At 32.3% G+C, this 15254-nt stretch carries 16 protein-coding genes; 14 read left to right on the top strand and 2 right to left on the bottom strand.

The annotated features are described in order from the left end of the window. Positions 1–12 precede the first annotated feature (12 nt). Genes ACY3JJ_RS08395 through recJ form a run of 14 tightly spaced genes read left to right on the top strand, consistent with a single transcriptional unit; the run spans position 13 to position 12584 of the window. The gene (locus ACY3JJ_RS08395) at positions 13–762 is read left to right on the top strand and encodes a YebC/PmpR family DNA-binding transcriptional regulator (RefSeq protein WP_463091592.1); all 750 of its coding nucleotides are present in this window, start codon (positions 13–15) and stop codon (positions 760–762) included. Next, entirely contained in the window at positions 763–1242 is a 480-nt protein-coding gene (ruvC, locus tag ACY3JJ_RS08390) for a crossover junction endodeoxyribonuclease RuvC (RefSeq protein WP_463091591.1), read from the top strand. Continuing rightward, positions 1243–1818 carry a Holliday junction branch migration protein RuvA gene (ruvA, locus tag ACY3JJ_RS08385; RefSeq protein WP_463091590.1) on the top strand — a complete coding sequence of 192 codons (576 nt, stop codon included), beginning with the start codon at positions 1243–1245 and terminating at the stop codon, positions 1816–1818. A gap of 2 nt (positions 1819–1820) precedes the next feature. Next, positions 1821–2819, top strand: coding sequence for a Holliday junction branch migration DNA helicase RuvB (gene ruvB / locus ACY3JJ_RS08380; RefSeq protein WP_463091589.1), 999 nt, complete (start codon positions 1821–1823; stop codon positions 2817–2819). Then, positions 2809–3375 carry an epoxyqueuosine reductase QueH gene (locus tag ACY3JJ_RS08375; RefSeq protein ID WP_463091588.1) on the top strand — a complete coding sequence of 189 codons (567 nt, stop codon included), beginning with the start codon at positions 2809–2811 and terminating at the stop codon, positions 3373–3375. The genes ruvB and ACY3JJ_RS08375 overlap by 11 nt, the downstream gene beginning before the upstream one ends. Further along, positions 3353–4219 carry a diacylglycerol/lipid kinase family protein gene (locus ACY3JJ_RS08370; RefSeq protein WP_463091587.1) on the top strand — a complete coding sequence of 289 codons (867 nt, stop codon included), beginning with the start codon at positions 3353–3355 and terminating at the stop codon, positions 4217–4219. The genes ACY3JJ_RS08375 and ACY3JJ_RS08370 overlap by 23 nt, the downstream gene beginning before the upstream one ends. 2 nt (positions 4220–4221) lie before the next feature. After that, positions 4222–4443 carry a DUF2905 domain-containing protein gene (locus tag ACY3JJ_RS08365; protein WP_463091586.1) on the top strand — a complete coding sequence of 74 codons (222 nt, stop codon included), beginning with the start codon at positions 4222–4224 and terminating at the stop codon, positions 4441–4443. 12 nt (positions 4444–4455) lie between these two features. After that, positions 4456–5544, top strand: a complete 1089-nt coding sequence (locus ACY3JJ_RS08360; protein ID WP_463091585.1) for a SpoIID/LytB domain-containing protein — start codon at positions 4456–4458, stop codon at positions 5542–5544. Beyond that, the gene (gene queA, locus ACY3JJ_RS08355; RefSeq protein ID WP_463091584.1) at positions 5535–6554 is read left to right on the top strand and encodes a tRNA preQ1(34) S-adenosylmethionine ribosyltransferase-isomerase QueA; all 1020 of its coding nucleotides are present in this window, start codon (positions 5535–5537) and stop codon (positions 6552–6554) included. The genes ACY3JJ_RS08360 and queA overlap by 10 nt, the downstream gene beginning before the upstream one ends. 11 nt (positions 6555–6565) lie before the next feature. Then, the gene (gene tgt / locus ACY3JJ_RS08350) at positions 6566–7735 is read left to right on the top strand and encodes a tRNA guanosine(34) transglycosylase Tgt (protein WP_463091583.1); all 1170 of its coding nucleotides are present in this window, start codon (positions 6566–6568) and stop codon (positions 7733–7735) included. After that, the gene (gene yajC / locus ACY3JJ_RS08345) at positions 7711–7989 is read left to right on the top strand and encodes a preprotein translocase subunit YajC (protein WP_463083447.1); all 279 of its coding nucleotides are present in this window, start codon (positions 7711–7713) and stop codon (positions 7987–7989) included. The genes tgt and yajC overlap by 25 nt, the downstream gene beginning before the upstream one ends. A gap of 24 nt (positions 7990–8013) precedes the next feature. Next, complete coding sequence (gene secD / locus ACY3JJ_RS08340; RefSeq protein ID WP_463091582.1) at positions 8014–9213, top strand: protein translocase subunit SecD; 1200 nt, start codon at positions 8014–8016, stop codon at positions 9211–9213. 17 nt (positions 9214–9230) lie between these two features. After that, positions 9231–10106, top strand: a complete 876-nt coding sequence (secF, locus tag ACY3JJ_RS08335; RefSeq protein ID WP_463091581.1) for a protein translocase subunit SecF — start codon at positions 9231–9233, stop codon at positions 10104–10106. Continuing rightward, entirely contained in the window at positions 10107–12584 is a 2478-nt protein-coding gene (gene recJ, locus ACY3JJ_RS08330) for a single-stranded-DNA-specific exonuclease RecJ (protein WP_463091580.1), read from the top strand. Here recJ and ACY3JJ_RS08325 read toward each other — a convergent pair. Further along, the gene (locus ACY3JJ_RS08325) at positions 12511–13371 is read right to left on the bottom strand and encodes a tRNA (adenine-N1)-methyltransferase (RefSeq protein WP_463091579.1); all 861 of its coding nucleotides are present in this window, start codon (positions 13369–13371) and stop codon (positions 12511–12513) included. The two genes, recJ and ACY3JJ_RS08325, sit on opposite strands and share 74 nt — an antisense overlap. Further along, entirely contained in the window at positions 13368–15110 is a 1743-nt protein-coding gene (gene polX, locus ACY3JJ_RS08320; RefSeq protein ID WP_463091578.1) for a DNA polymerase/3'-5' exonuclease PolX, read from the bottom strand. The genes ACY3JJ_RS08325 and polX overlap by 4 nt, the downstream gene beginning before the upstream one ends. Positions 15111–15254 lie beyond the last annotated feature (144 nt).

Below are 15254 nucleotides of genomic sequence, written 5' to 3'. Positions count from 1 at the left end.
GAGGCGAAGATTATGTCAGGACATTCTAAGTGGGCAAATATTAAACACAGAAAAGCTGCAGCAGATGCTAAAAAAGGAAAACTTTTTTCAGCTTTAAGTAAGGAGATTATTATTGCAGCTAAACAAGGCGGAGGAAATCCAGAAACTAACCCCCGTTTAAGAGCTGCAATTGAGAGAGCAAGAGAAGCTAATATGCCAAAGGAGAATATTGAAAGGGCTATAAAGAGAGGTACAGGAGAGATTCCTGGTGTAACGTATGAAGAGGTTACCTATGAAGGATATGGACCAGGCGGTGTAGCTATAATGGTAGAAGTAGTTACAGACAATAAAAATAGAACTGCTTCGGAAATAAGAAGAATATTTACGAAACACGGTGGAAGTTTAGGAGAGGCAGGATGTGTGGCATGGATATTTGAAGATAAAGGTAGCATTTTTATTGATAAGGAATGTGTTAAGGATGAGGATCAATTAATTAGTGATGCTTTAGAAGCTGGCGCAGAAGATGTTCAAATAAGTAGTGATAGTGTTGAAATAATAACAGACCCCCAAAACTTTTCTGAAGTTAAAGCTAAATTACAAGAAAAAGGATATGTAATAACTCAAGCTGAAGTAACAAAAGTTCCGAAGAATTTAGTTCCAGTAGAAGGTCCAGATGCAGAAAAACTTCTTAAGCTTATGGAAGAGCTTGAGGATCATGATGATGTACAAAAGACTTATGCTAATTTTGATATACCTGACGAGATCTTACAAGCTCTATCTTAGATGAAAGTTTTAGGACTTGATCCTGGAACAGCTATAACTGGTTTTGGCATTTTAAATAAGGAAAAAGACTATATTAATGTTATAGATTATGGGGCTCTAATAACTCCTTCTAATTGGAGTTTAGGAAGGAGATTAAATTATTTATATGATCAAATCTCAGCTCTATTAGAGAGTTATGATCCTGACATTGTTGTGATGGAGAATATATTTTTTAATAAAAATGTAAAAACTGCTATAAGTATTGGGCAATCCCAAGGTATAATTTTGCTTGCTGCTTACCAACACCAAAAAGAGATATTTATGTTTAGTCCTTTAGAGGTTAAATTAGCAATAGTTGGATATGGAAGGGCATCCAAAAGCCAAATCCAATATATGGTCAAAGAAGTCTTAAATTTGAAAGATATTCCTAAACCAGATGATACTGCTGATGCTTTAGCTATTGCATTAGCATATATTTATAGCAGAGGAGAGAATATTTAATTGTCATTTTTTCATTCAATAGAAGGGAAATTAGATAAGATATATGATAATTTTGTGGTAGTGAGTTTGGATTTTTTTAGTTTTAGGATTATTTTGGGAGAAAAGGACCTGATCCTTTTGGGTAATAATATAGGTCAAAAAGTAAAGATTTATATCTCTGAAAGTATCGATAAGGAAGAGATTAAGATCTTTGGTTTTTTGGATGAGAATAAAAGAAATCTTTTTGAAGATCTTAAACGTATAAAAGGGGTAGGGGAGAAAATAGCATTAAGGATTGTAAATTATTTCTCTCCAGAGGAATTTAATGAAATCTTAGAAAATGAAGATATAAATGCTCTACTAAGAGTTCCAGGAATTGGAAAAAAAGTGGCTCAAAAAATATTCTTGGAAAAGAATGGGTTATTGCCAAAGGAGAAAAAGGAGGAAAGTACTATAAGGAAAGCTTTATATAACTTAGGTTATAATAAAGAAGAGGTTAATGAGGTTATGAAAGAGATTAGAAAAAAATTTAAAGATTTTGAGAATATAGAAGAGATTATTAAATTTGCTCTACAAAGATTATCTAAGGAATTATGAAAATGAGAAAGATTCCAGCCTCTTCTTTAACTCAGAGAGAACCTCTCTTAGATAATATTTTAAGACCTAAAAATCTTTCTGAGTTTATTGGACAAAAAAAGATAAAAGAAAGACTTAGTTTGATAATAAACGGTGCTAAAAAAAGAAAAGAACCTATAGATCATATACTATTTGTAGGTCCTCCTGGTGTTGGTAAAACTACTCTTGCTTTTATTTTAGCAGAAGAGCAAAAGGTTTCAATAAAAGCTATTTCGGCTCCTTCTTTACAAAAAATAGGGGATCTTGTAGCTCTTTTGACAAATGCTCCAGAAAATGGAATTGTTTTTATAGATGAAATCCATAGATTATCTTCATCTTTGGAAGAGATATTGTATTCTGCCATGGAAGATAGAAGTATAAGTTTTATTGCTGGCAAGGGACCTGGAGCAAGAGTACTTAATTTTAAGCTTCCTCCTTTTACCTTAGTAGGTGCTACTACAAGACCTGCGCTTCTTAGTAATCCTTTGAGGGATCGCTTTGGTTTTATTGCCTCTCTTGATTATTATTCTCATGATGAAATGGTAGAAATTATTAAGAGATCTCAAAAATTACTTGGTATAGAGCTTTCTGAGGAAGGTGTAAATGAGGTTGCTAAGAGATCAAGAGGAGTACCAAGAATTGCAAATCGTCTTTTAAAAAGAATAAGAGATTATATAGAAGTGGAGGAAATGGAAATTATAGATAAAGAAGAAGTAAAAAAAATTCTTGACCTTATGGGGATAGATGATAAGGGTTTAGATGATTTAGATAGAAAGATCCTTTTTACCCTTAGAGATAAGTTTTCTGGTGGACCTGTAGGTATAAAAACCTTAGCTGCTGTTCTTAATGAGTCTCCAGAAACTATTGAGGTGGTTTATGAGCCATATCTTTTAAGAATAGGTTTTATTCAAAGGACACCAAGGGGAAGAATAATAACTCCCCTTGGACTTTCTCATTTAATGAGGTGCTCTGATGGAGGATAAAAGAGTATTTCTTCATATATGTTGTGCTCCTTGTCTTACTTATCCTTTGAAAGTTCTTAGAGAGGAAGGTTATGAAATTACTGGTTTTTGGTATAATCCCAATATTCATCCTTATACCGAATATTCTCTCAGACTTTCTACTCTTAAATCCTTTGCAGAAAGTCAGAATTTACAAGTAGTGTATGAGGATGATTACGCTTTAGAGGAATTTATAAGACAAGTAGTTTATAGAGAGGATAATAGATGCCCTGTTTGTTATTATATGAGGCTTAAAAGGACGTCCCAAAAAGCAAAAGAACTTGGATATAAGCTCTTTTCTACTACTTTATTAGTAAGCCCTTATCAAAAACATGATTTAATAAAAGATATAGGCTATCTTTTAGCAAAGGAATTTGGTTTAGAATTTTATTATAAGGATTTTAGGGTGGGATATAGAGAGGGGGTCAATCTCTCTAAGGAGCATGGTCTTTATAGACAGAAATATTGCGGATGTATATATAGTGAAAAAGACAGATATTGGAAGGGAGGAAAAAATGAAATATCATATATTGTTTAATCCTACTTCTAATAGAGGAAGGGCTGAAAAAATATATCCAAAACTTATAAATATTTTAGATAGAGAGGGATTAGATTATTCAATAGAATATACTATTGGTGGTAAAAAAACTTTTGAACAGGTGGAGAAGGCATTGGATAAAGGAGTAGATGTGGTAGTTGCAGCTGGTGGTGATGGTACTATAAATGAGGTGGTTAATGGGCTTAAAGGTAGAGGAATTTTAGGAATAATCCCTCTTGGAAGAGGTAATGATATAGCTATATCCTATGGTATCCCGAGAAATATAGAAAAATCTATAAAACTTTTAAAATCCCAGAATATAAGAGAAGTGGATATTGGAGTATTAGATGGAAGATATTTTGTGGGTATAGCAGGAACAGGTTTTATAGGAGATGTAAATTATAATTCGAACAAGCTGAATTTAACAGGATTTAAAGGGTATGTTATTTCTGTTTTTACCACATTAAAGGGGTTCAAATATCCAGATTGCGAGATTTTTTTTGACTCTATAACTTGGAAAGGTAAAATTACGTTGGTAGCTTTGGGAAATACGATGTATTATGGTGGTGGTATGAAATTACTTCCTAATTCTAAGGTGGATGATGGTTTTCTTGATATAGCTATTGCTCAAAAGATTCATCCTGCAGAGTTGATTGCTACTTTTCCTCTTGTATATATAGGAAAACATACCATTAATCCTCATGTAAAATTTTATAGAAGTAAAAAGGTAACAATAAAATCAGATAGTGAGCTTATAATCAGTTATGATGGTGAGCTTATAACAAGAAACGAGATTACCTTTAAAACAATGCATAAATTTCAAAAGATTATAGGGGGTATGTGACTATGGACTTAATGGGTAAAATACTTATTTTTTTGGGAATTTTACTTATAATTTTAGGATTAGTTTTTCTCTTTGTGGATAAAATTCCTTTATTAGGCAAACTTCCTGGAGATATTAGAATAGAGAGGAAGAATTTTGTTTTTTATTTTCCATTGACTACCTCTATTCTTTTGAGTCTTTTCCTTACCATAATCATAAATATCATATTGAGACTCAAAAAGTAAAGTTATGTTAAAATGAGGATACTTTTACTATTGTTTATTCTTTTTTCTTTATCCCTTTTTAGTTTATCCTATTCTCAAGAAATCCCAACTTTAAGAATTGGTATTGAAAAGATTGATGGAGAGATTTTCTTCTCAAATATAGGTGAGATTATTACAGATTATCTTAACATTAAGGTTGAAGGTAAGGGGATTATAAAGATTATAGTTAAGGATGGTAGTGCTATTATAGAAGCAGAAAATGGTATACTTACAACTACTTTGCCAATTAAAATCTACCCGGATGAGTATTATTTAAATTATAATAACGATTTTTATCGTGGATATATGGAGATATCAAAAAGTGGATGGTTAATAAATGTGATAAATACGGAAGATTATTTGTTGTCAGTAGTACCATCAGAGATGCCTGCTTACTATCCCTTGGAAGCTTTAAAAGCACAAGCAGTTGCTTCACGAACTTATGCTTTAGCTAATATAGGTAGACATGGAGAATTTGATCTTTGCAATACTACTCATTGTCAAGTCTATAAAGGGATGAAAAAAGAGAATGAAAGATCTACAAAAGCAGTAATGGACACCAAGGGAGAGGTAATTGTGTATAACGGTATTCCTATAAAAGCTTTTTTCCATTCATCGTCAGGTGGTTGTACCGAAGCTTGTAAATATGTTTGGGGACAAGATTTACCATATTTGCAAAGTGTTAAAGACGTGGATGAGCTTTTATTAGACGTATGGACAAGAGGGATAACTTTAGGAGATCTTTTGGTCAAAATAAGATCTTTAGGAATTTCTTTGAGTAATGAATTTTCTATAGAAGTAGAGAAAACGCCATCAAATAGAGTATATAATATAATTTTTAAGGATGACTACGGAGTATATTATGTTAAAGGTACGACTTTTAGATATTTATTTAATCTACCAAGTACTTTATTTAATTTTTCCTTGAATAGTAGTGGGCAAATATTAATTGTGGGTAGAGGGAATGGACATGGAGTAGGACTTTCTCAGAAAGGTGCAAAATTTTTGGCAGAAAAAGGTTATAATTATAGAGAGATTTTAAAATACTATTATCAAGGAGTGGATGTTGTTAAATGGTATTGAAATTGTCAGATTATGATTATTATCTTCCAGAAGAACTTATTGCTCAAGAGCCAGCAGAGCCAAGAGATTCTTCTAAACTTATGGTGGTAAGTAGAATTACAGGAGATATCTCCATCCATATTTTCAGAGATATAAAGAACTTTTTAAAAAAAGGAGATGTATTAGTACTTAATAATACAAGAGTAATTCCTGCAAGGATATATGGAAAAAAGGAAACTGGTGCAAAGATTGAAATACTCCTTTTAAAGAAAACAGCTGATAAGGATTATGAGGCATTGATAAAGCCTGGAAAAAGAGCCAAAATTGGTTCAAAGATATTTTTTAAAAAGGATATTTATGCTGAGGTAATTGAAAGAAATATGGAAGGAATCTTTGTTTTACGGTTTTCACAGGATAATATAGAAAGCATTCTTCCAGAGATCGGAGAAGTACCTTTACCTCCATACATTAAAAAGCCAATAAAAGATCCAAATCGTTATCAGACTGTTTATGCTGAAAAAGAGGGTGCTGTTGCTGCTCCAACAGCTGGATTACATTTTACACCTGAACTTTTGGGAAATTTGAAAAACATGGGAGTAGAGATATTATATGTCACTCTTCATGTAGGGCTTGGTACCTTTAAACCCGTAGTGGTTGAAGATATTACCCAACATAAATTAGAACCTGAATATTTTGAGTTATCAGAGGATGTAGCCTATAGGATAAACAAAGCAAAGGAAGAAGGAAGAAGAATTATCGCTGTTGGTACTACAGTAACAAGAGTTCTTGAAGCTCAAGGAAGGTCTGGGAGAGTGGAACCTGGAAAGGGTTTGGTTTCCTTGTTTATATATCCTGGTTTTGAATTTAGAATTCTTGAGGGCCTTATAACCAATTTTCATCTTCCAAAATCTACTCTTCTTATGCTTGTTGCAGCATTTATGGGGTATGATCTTATGAAAAGGGCATATCAGAAAGCTATAGATGAAAGATTAAGATTTTATAGTTTTGGGGATGCCATGTTTATATATTAGGAGCTATAAATATGATTTTTGAGAAAATATTAGATGATAACATAACAAAAGCAAGATTAGGAAAATTAAGAACCTACCATGGAGAGATTAATACTCCTATTTTTATGCCTGTTGGTACGCAAGGTGCTATAAAAACTGTTACTCCAGAAGAAGTAAAAGAGTTAGGAGCTGAAATAATTCTTTCTAATACTTATCATTTGTTTTTGAGACCTGGTCACGAATTGATAGAAAAAGCTGGGGGGCTTCATGTTTTTATGGGATGGGATAGGCCAATATTAACTGATAGTGGGGGTTATCAAGTTTTTAGCCTTGCCAGATTAAGGAAAATAGACGAAGAAGGTGTTTACTTTAATTCTCATATTGATGGTACTCAATATTTTTTTACTCCAGAACTTGTTATGGATATACAGAAAGCTTTAGGTTCAGATATTATAATGCCTCTTGATATATGTTTAGGATATGGTGCTTCATACTGGGAAACTAAAGATGCATTAAAAACTACTATTTCCTGGCTAAAAAGAACTATAGACTATAAAGAAAGGACAGGGAATTCTAATCAGATTCTTTTTGGTATTGTACAAGGTGGTTTTTACAAAGAACTTAGAAAAGAAGCTGTTGAAAAACTTTTAGAATTTGATTTAAAAGGTATAGCTATCGGGGGTATAAGTGTAGGTGAGCCTAAGGAAGCCATGTATGAGATAATGGGGTATACCTTAGATTTACTTCCCAAAGATAAACCAAGATACCTTATGGGAGTTGGGGCTCCAGAGGATTTGATAATTGGAGTTTCCATGGGAGTAGATATGTTTGATTGTGTTTTACCTACGAGGCTTGCAAGACATGGTGTTTTTTATACAAAAGAGGGAAGAAAAAATATTAAAAATGCAAAATATAAAGAGGATTTTACACCTTTGGAGGAAGATTGTGATTGTTATTCATGTAAAAAATTTACCAAGGCTTATATAAGACATTTATTTTTACAGCACGAGACCCTTTCTTATAGACTTCTCACAATTCATAATTTAAGATTTCTATTTAGACTTATGGAAGAAATAAGAAAAAGTATACAGGAAGGGAGGTTTGGTGAGTTCAAAAGAGAATTTCTTTCTAAGTATTTGATCTCTGATAAAGAAAATAGATTGGATAAGGAGGATATATGGAACAAGCTGTTAATTTATTAGGTTTAATAGTTGTTTGGGGAGTTTTCTTAGCTATTTTTTACTTTATCCTTGTAATTCCCCAAAAAAAAGAAGCTAAAAAGAGAGAAGAAATGTTAAATTCTCTAAAAGTAGGGGATAAAATAGTAACAAAAGGGGGATTGATAGGGCAGATAGTAGCTATAAACAAACAGAAAAGGACAATACAAGTTTCTTTTGCAAAAGGTATAGTTTTTGAGATGCTGCTTGATGGAGTTGCTTATCCTTTAAAAGATTAGCAGAGAAAGGGGAGATATGAAATAATGAATATAAGGACAGAATATAAAACAGCTTTTATTGTACTTCTTTTGGGTGTAGCCATCTGGATTCTCCTTACTTTTCCATTTAGATTTGGATTAGATATTAGGGGCGGTATTAGGGTTACATTACAATGTCAAAAGGCAGAAGGAGTTGAGATTACAGATGATGCTGTGAGAAGAACTATCGAGGTCATTAGAAATCGTATAGATCAATTAGGAGTTACAGAACCTTCTATCTATAAAGAGAGTACGGATAAGATTGTAGTAGAGCTTCCTGGTATAAAAGATCCAGAAAGAGCATTGGAAATTATTGGTCAGACTGCTTTACTTGAATTTAAAGATGAAAAAGGAAATACTATACTGACTGGTTCTGCGTTAAAGAGTGCAAAAGTGGAATTTGATCAAGTTGGACAACCTATGGTCAGGGTAGAGATGAACCCTGAGGGTGCTAAGATATTCGCAGATTTTACTGCTAAAAATGTAGGAAAGCAGGTTTTTATTGTACTTGATGGTAAGGTAATATCCAATCCTGTAATAAAAGAGCCTATAACTGAAGGAGTGGGAGTGATAACAGGAAGATTTACTTTTGATGAGGCACAAAAACTTGCAATACTTCTTAGGGCTGGAGCTTTACCTGTACCTGTAAAGGTTATTGAAAATAGAACTATCGATCCAACCTTAGGAAAGGATACTATGGAATCTGCTTATAGGAATGGAATTATAGGTGGAATCTTTGTTATCTTGTTTATGATTCTTGTTTTTAGAATGATGGGACTTGTAGCAGATATTGCTCTTTTAGTCTATATAGTATTAGATCTTGCTGCTCTTAAGCTTTTAAATGCCACTTTAACTTTACCAGGTATTGCAGGTATTATTCTCTCTATAGGTATGGCTGTAGATGCTAATTGTTTAATTTTTGCAAGAATGAGAGAAGAATATGCAAAGGGTAAAACTCCTATAGCAGCTTTAGATTCTGGCTTTAGGAATGCCTTAAGGGCTATTATTGATAGTAATGTTACCACTATCCTTGCAGCATTGATACTTTTCTATTTTGGGACAGGACCTATAAGAGGATTTGCAGTAACATTATCATTAGGTGTGGCTCTTAGTATGTTTACATCTATTGTAGTGACAAGAACTCTTCTTGAGAATTTGTTGTCGCTTCCTGTATTTAAAAAAGCATCAAAGTTACTTGGATTTTAGGGAAGGGAGGAAAAATCGTGAAAAGGGAAATAAATTTTTTGGAGAAAAAAGTGAGAAGATTTTTTCTTATCATGTCTCTCATTTTTATAATAGTTGGAATGGTGTTCTTTTTTACAAAGGGGTTGAATTATAGTATTGATTTTCAAAGCGGAAGTGTTATTTATTATAAATTGTCTTCTCCTCTATCTTCTGATCAGATTTCAAAGATAAGAAATATAGCGAAAAGCCTTTATGATAAAGCCACAGTACAGACAGGATCGGAGGGTAAAGAGATTTGGATAAGGACTAAATTTTTAAATGAAGAAGATATTAAAAAACTTTCTTCAGAGATTGAGAAAGTTTTGGGGAAATATGAGGGTAGAGAACTAACTACTATTGAGCCAACTATAAGCAAAGAACTCAGAGAAAAAGCTATTCTTGCATCTGTTTTAGCAATAATTATAATGCTCGTGTATATAACTATAAGATTTAGATTTGATTTTGCAATTTCTGCTATTATAAGTGAAGCCTTTGTCCTTTTGGCTACAATCTCTCTATTTTCTATTTTCCAATGGGAAGTTAGTCCATCCTTTATAGCGGCAATATTGACTCTTCTAGGTTATGCTATTAATGATAATATAATAATATTCGATAGAATAAGGGAGAATATGAAACAGAATCCAAAAGAAAATTTTACAACTCTTGCTAACAAAAGTATTAATCAAACCCTGGCAAGAACTATATATACAGTTTTAACTACATTATTGGCAATAACTCCTCTTCTTATATGGGGAGGATCTGTGCTGAGGCCTTTTATGCTTGCATTGTTTATAGGGATAATAATAGGTACCTATGCAACCATATATATAGCTTCAGCAATACTTTGTGAATGGAGAGAAATTCAACATTCATAAATGGTGAGAAAATGGATTCTTCTTTTTGAAGAAAATAAAGGGCAGGAAGAGGAACTTGCAAGAGATCTTGGAATTTCATCTCTTCTTGCCCGTCTCCTTATAAATAGGGGAATTATTGATGTAAATAAGGCAAAAAGGTTTCTTTATCCTAAAATAGAACATTTATATGATCCTTCCTTATTTTTTCCAAATTTTGAAAAAGCTATTAAATATTTGCTAAAGCTTCGAAAAGTAAATGGTAAAATTCTTATTTTTGGAGATTATGATGTAGATGGTATTACAGCTACAACTATTCTTTATAGTGTATTATCCAATTGGGGTTTCAATGTTTCCTATTATATTCCTCATAGATTAGAAGAGGGATATGGACTTAAAGAAAAAAGTATTAAGAGAGCTTTAACACAAAATGAATTTGTAAAGCTTATATTGACTGCAGATTGTGGTATTAAGAATAAAAAAGAGATAGATTATTTAAGAAAGAATGGTATTGAAGTAATTGTGACTGATCATCATATTCCAGATGAAACATCTGTTCCAGATGCTTTATTGGTTTTTAATCCTTATTTAAATAATTATCCATATCCATATATGGCGGGTGTAGGAGTAGCATTTAAGTTTTTAAAGGTTTTAGGAGACGCTATAGGTAAAAATATTTATAATGAAAAAGGTGTATTAGAACTTGTAACCTTAGGTACCCTGGGAGATATGATGGAATTGAAGGATGAAAACAGAGTACTTGTAAAATATGGCTTAGAAAGGATCTTAAATTCGGATATTTTAGGTTTGAGAGCTCTACTTAGGAAGGCTGGCTTGGATCGCAATACCCTGATAAGTACTAAAGATATAATCTTTAGCATTACTCCCAGAATAAATGCAGTAGGAAGATTTAAAGAAGTAGAGGAGGCAGTAAGACTTTTTTTAACCGAAGATGTGGAAGAAGCAGAATCTTTAGCAGATAAGCTTGATGAATTTAATAGGAGAAGAAAAGAGGAAGTAGAAAGAGTCTATGAGATGGCAAAAGAATTAGTAAAGTATGAAGATTTAGAGAAAAATCGTGTAGTTTTTTTGTATAGTGAAAAGTGGGGAAAAGAGGTAGGGGGAGTTATAGGAGTTGTAGCCTCAATGTTAACTGAGGAATATAAACTCCCTTTCTTTCTTGGAAGAAAAGAGGGTGAAATGATTGTCTTCTCAGGTAGAGGAGTGGAAGAGGTAGATTTGTTTGATTATATATCTAAGCTATCTTCATACTTAATAAATTATGGTGGGCATAAAGGTGCAGTTGGTTTTTCTATTCTAAATAAAGATTATGTAGATTTTAAATCAGAGGCAATAAACACTGCAAACAATCTTTGGAAAGACTTGGATTTTACACCTAAAGTAAAAATAGATGCTGAAATATCTTTAGATAAGGTCAGTAAAGAATTTTTATCCAAATTTCTTTCTGAGCTTGATTTATTACCCCCTTTTGGCCCTGGTAATGAGGAGCCAAGATTTAAGATAAATTCTACAACTTTTACACATTTTGAGAAGATTGGTAATGGGGGAAGATATAAGATAAAGATAGGAGATGTGACAGGGAGAGTTTTTTCGACTCCAATCTTATCCCTCGGTATAGGTGAAGAGACTTTTAAGGACATTCCTAAAACAATAGATATTGTTTTAAAAATAGAGAAAGAAGGGTATCAAGGGAGAGAATATTTTAATTTCTATCTTGAAGAGTGGAGAGAATCTGAAGAATTCTTAAAGAGTACTAAAAGAGATAAAATTAAGTATATATTATATTTTGTAGATAATATATTTGAGGTGTTAAATCTTATAGAGGAGATAAAGAAAAGAAAAAGGAATTATATCATAGTATCTCCTAATTGGAATAAAAATTTTTGGGAATTAAACTTATATTCTCCATGGAGTTTAGAATCAATTAAAATTAACAAAGATACTATTTTATTATGGGATGATTCAGAGTTATTTTTGAAGGAACAAATTTTTCAGAAATTTTTAGAAACTGTTAGGAATTTAAAAAATCCTATTATTTTTATTTCTTACCTTAAAAATGAGGAAAAAAGATTAATGCTTTCAGATCTTTTAGGAATAAAAAATCTTCGATTACCTAATAAGGTATATACACCTTCTTTTACAGATGCAAGGTTTTCCAAAACAAGAGATAAAGATATTAGATCTTTTGAAGGAAGAGATGTATATTTTTATCCTAACAAGACACCAAACAAAATATATAAATATTTGGTATTTTTAAAACCTCCTCTCACAGACTTAGAGTTTATCAAGTGGTCAAGGTTTGGTCAACATATTATTTTGCTTTTTGGAAAAGATGAATTTATAGAAGGTTATAAGAGGATGCAAGAAAAATTACCCTATTTGCAAAAAGAAGAAAGGGAGATATTTACTAATTTGGTTCAAAATTTTCTTCAGTTTCTACAGAGGGCAAAGCCTTCTGAAATATATTCTCTTCTTTTATAAGTACTTTCCTTGCTATAGTTAGAAAAGCAGTATGGGCAACCATTCTATGATAAGGTCTTACAGATAGACTCTCTATCTGCCATGGTCTAAGAAAGGTTTCTATTGTTTCAATAAGGGTGAAAGATTTAAAGCTTTCTAAGCATTCTACTGTTTTTTGAACTTGTAATATGGTAGGTGTATAAATTACAAGTATTCCACCTGGTCTTAAAACTTTATCAATATGTTTAATAGCTCTCCACGGTTCTGGAAGATCAAGAATAACTCTATCTATATCTTTATCTTCTTCGTCTATTTCTTGATATATATCCTTTAATCTTAATATATGATTATCTCTTCTTCCCAAGAAATTTTCTATATTTATAAGTGCTCTTTTTGCAAAATCTTCTCTTATCTCGTAGGATATAACTACCCCCGTTTCTCCTACTGCTTGTAAAAGTGCTATGGTAAGAGATCCAGATCCTATTCCTGCTTCTAACACTCTTGCCCCAGGATAGATGTCTCCCCATATCAATATAGTGCCTATATCCTTGGGATATATAATTTGGGCACCTCTTGGCATTTCAAGAATATAGTCTGCGTAGGTTGGTCTTAAAACTAAGAGATTTCCACCATGGGATGATTTTATTATACTTCCTTCTTCAAGTCCTATTATATCATTATGTTGTACATAACCCTTATGGTAATAGAAGGTCTTACCTTTTTCTAATTGAATAAGATATCGTCTTTTACTTTCCCAAAGAATAACCCATTCGCCTTCGGAGAGTTTTCCTTTTCTTCTTATTTTCATCTTTTCTCTTTGTATCTTTTAAGTTTAGGTTTTGCTTCTTCCCAAGGATATGTATTTATAATATCTTCTTTTTTAAGCCAAGCCCTTCTTGCTACATAGATTCCATACTTTATAAGTGAATAACTACGAATATCATGACTATCTGTTCCTATAGATAAATAAATGCCATATTTCTCACGAGCTATCCTAGCATCTATATCGCATAAATCAAGTCTATCGGGTTGAGCATTTATTTCCAGTACAGTTCCCGTTTCTTTAGCCCAATAAAGAATAGCAGGAAAATCTACTTCATAGGCTGGTCTTTTATTTATTAATCTTCCCGTGGGATGGCTTATTATATCTACCCATGGATTTTTGATAGCAGAAATCAATCTCTCAGTTATTTTCTCTTTTGGCTGTTTAAAGCCAGAATGTAATCCTGCAATAACAAGATCAAAGTTCTTTAAAACTTCCTCTGGTAAATCTATACTACCATCGCTTAATATGTTAGCTTCGATACTATGTAAAATTTTGAAATCCCTATATTTTCTATTTAATTCATTTATTCTTTGTCTCTGTTTTTCAATTTGTTCTGGGGTTAAGCCACCTGCAACTCCAAGTGCCTGACTATGATCTGATATTACTACATATTTGTATCCTAATCTATATGCCGTCTCCACCATTTCTTCCAAGGTGTTTGCACCATCACTCCAGTCTGTATGTACATGCATATCTCCTAAAATATCTTTTTCTTCAATTAACACTGGTAGTTTACCTTCCATTGATGATTCTATCTCGCCTTGATCTTCTCTGAGTTCAGGGGGTATAAACTGTAGACCTAATAATTCGTAAATTTCCTCTTCCTTTTCTCCGCATAGCTTTTTGTTATCACTAATTCTAAAAACTCCATATTCATTGATTTTTAATCCCTTCTTTATAGCTACTTCTCTTAGTTTTATATTATGAGCTTTAGATCCTGTGAAATATTGAAGGGCGGATCCAAAGGAGCTTTTGTCTACAACTCTAAAATCTACTTGAATTCCGGGTTCTACAATAATACTTGTTTTAGTTGTTCCGGCTGCAAGTATGTTTCTTAATATAGGTAAACTTTTTAAAACTTGGTTTACTTTTTCCATATCATTAGTGGTTATAAGAATATCAATGTCTCCTATGGTTTCTTTTCTTCTTCTTATACTTCCTGCTGGTACTATGTCTGTTACAAAGGGATATTGAGATAGATAATTTACTATTTCTTCCACTAAGGGTAAGGCTACTCCTAAAGGTATTCTTTCTGATACTTGCTGTTTCTCTTTATATTCTTTTATGGCTTCTAATATATTTTGCTCAACTTTTGGTCCAAGTCTTGGTAACAGCCTTATTTTACCTTCTTTTGCTACCTTCTCTAAGGATTCTAAATCTTTTATTCCAAGTTCTGTGTAAAGTCTATAAGCGAGTTTGGGACCGATTCCTGGTATTTTTAGAAGTTCAAGGATTTCTGGAGGTATTTCTTTTCGTAATTCTTCTAAATAAGTTACTTTTCCTGTAGTTAAGTATTCTTTTATCTTTTGCCCAATACTTTCACCTATCCCCTTTATTTGATACAATTTCCCTTCTTTGAATAATTTTTCTATGTCTTCTGGTAAATTCTCTATTCTTCTTGCAGCCTCTTGATAAGCTGCAACTTTATATTTATTTTCTCCCTTTATCTCTAAAAAGGTGGCTATCTCATCTAATATTTGAGCAACTTCTCTGTTCTTCATATTCTTATTATATCATTAATAGTTTTTGTATAGGATACTCAAATTTGTTAAATAAGATTTAAGTATTTTATTTTTGATACTTTATATCTTGTAAGTAGTTTGTATATATTATAAAATATCTAAAACAGTGATGGGTAGAGGGAG

Source organism: Dictyoglomus sp. DH (assembly GCF_055181375.1).
This window is presented reverse-complemented; position numbering and strand designations above follow the sequence as displayed.

Coding starts and splice junctions, on each gene's coding strand:
- recJ (WP_463091580.1), top strand. CDS start 10,107: ATGGTGAGAAAATGGATTCTTCTTTTTGAAGAAAATAAAGGGCAGGAA.
- ACY3JJ_RS08375 (WP_463091588.1), top strand. CDS start 2,809: ATGGAGGATAAAAGAGTATTTCTTCATATATGTTGTGCTCCTTGTCTT.
- ACY3JJ_RS08325 (WP_463091579.1), bottom strand. CDS start 13,371: ATGAAAATAAGAAGAAAAGGAAAACTCTCCGAAGGCGAATGGGTTATT.
- ACY3JJ_RS08370 (WP_463091587.1), top strand. CDS start 3,353: ATGAAATATCATATATTGTTTAATCCTACTTCTAATAGAGGAAGGGCT.
- queA (WP_463091584.1), top strand. CDS start 5,535: ATGGTATTGAAATTGTCAGATTATGATTATTATCTTCCAGAAGAACTT.
- tgt (WP_463091583.1), top strand. CDS start 6,566: ATGATTTTTGAGAAAATATTAGATGATAACATAACAAAAGCAAGATTA.
- yajC (WP_463083447.1), top strand. CDS start 7,711: ATGGAACAAGCTGTTAATTTATTAGGTTTAATAGTTGTTTGGGGAGTT.
- polX (WP_463091578.1), bottom strand. CDS start 15,110: ATGAAGAACAGAGAAGTTGCTCAAATATTAGATGAGATAGCCACCTTT.
- secD (WP_463091582.1), top strand. CDS start 8,014: ATGAATATAAGGACAGAATATAAAACAGCTTTTATTGTACTTCTTTTG.
- ACY3JJ_RS08365 (WP_463091586.1), top strand. CDS start 4,222: ATGGACTTAATGGGTAAAATACTTATTTTTTTGGGAATTTTACTTATA.
- ruvB (WP_463091589.1), top strand. CDS start 1,821: ATGAGAAAGATTCCAGCCTCTTCTTTAACTCAGAGAGAACCTCTCTTA.
- ACY3JJ_RS08360 (WP_463091585.1), top strand. CDS start 4,456: ATGAGGATACTTTTACTATTGTTTATTCTTTTTTCTTTATCCCTTTTT.
- ACY3JJ_RS08395 (WP_463091592.1), top strand. CDS start 13: ATGTCAGGACATTCTAAGTGGGCAAATATTAAACACAGAAAAGCTGCA.
- ruvC (WP_463091591.1), top strand. CDS start 763: ATGAAAGTTTTAGGACTTGATCCTGGAACAGCTATAACTGGTTTTGGC.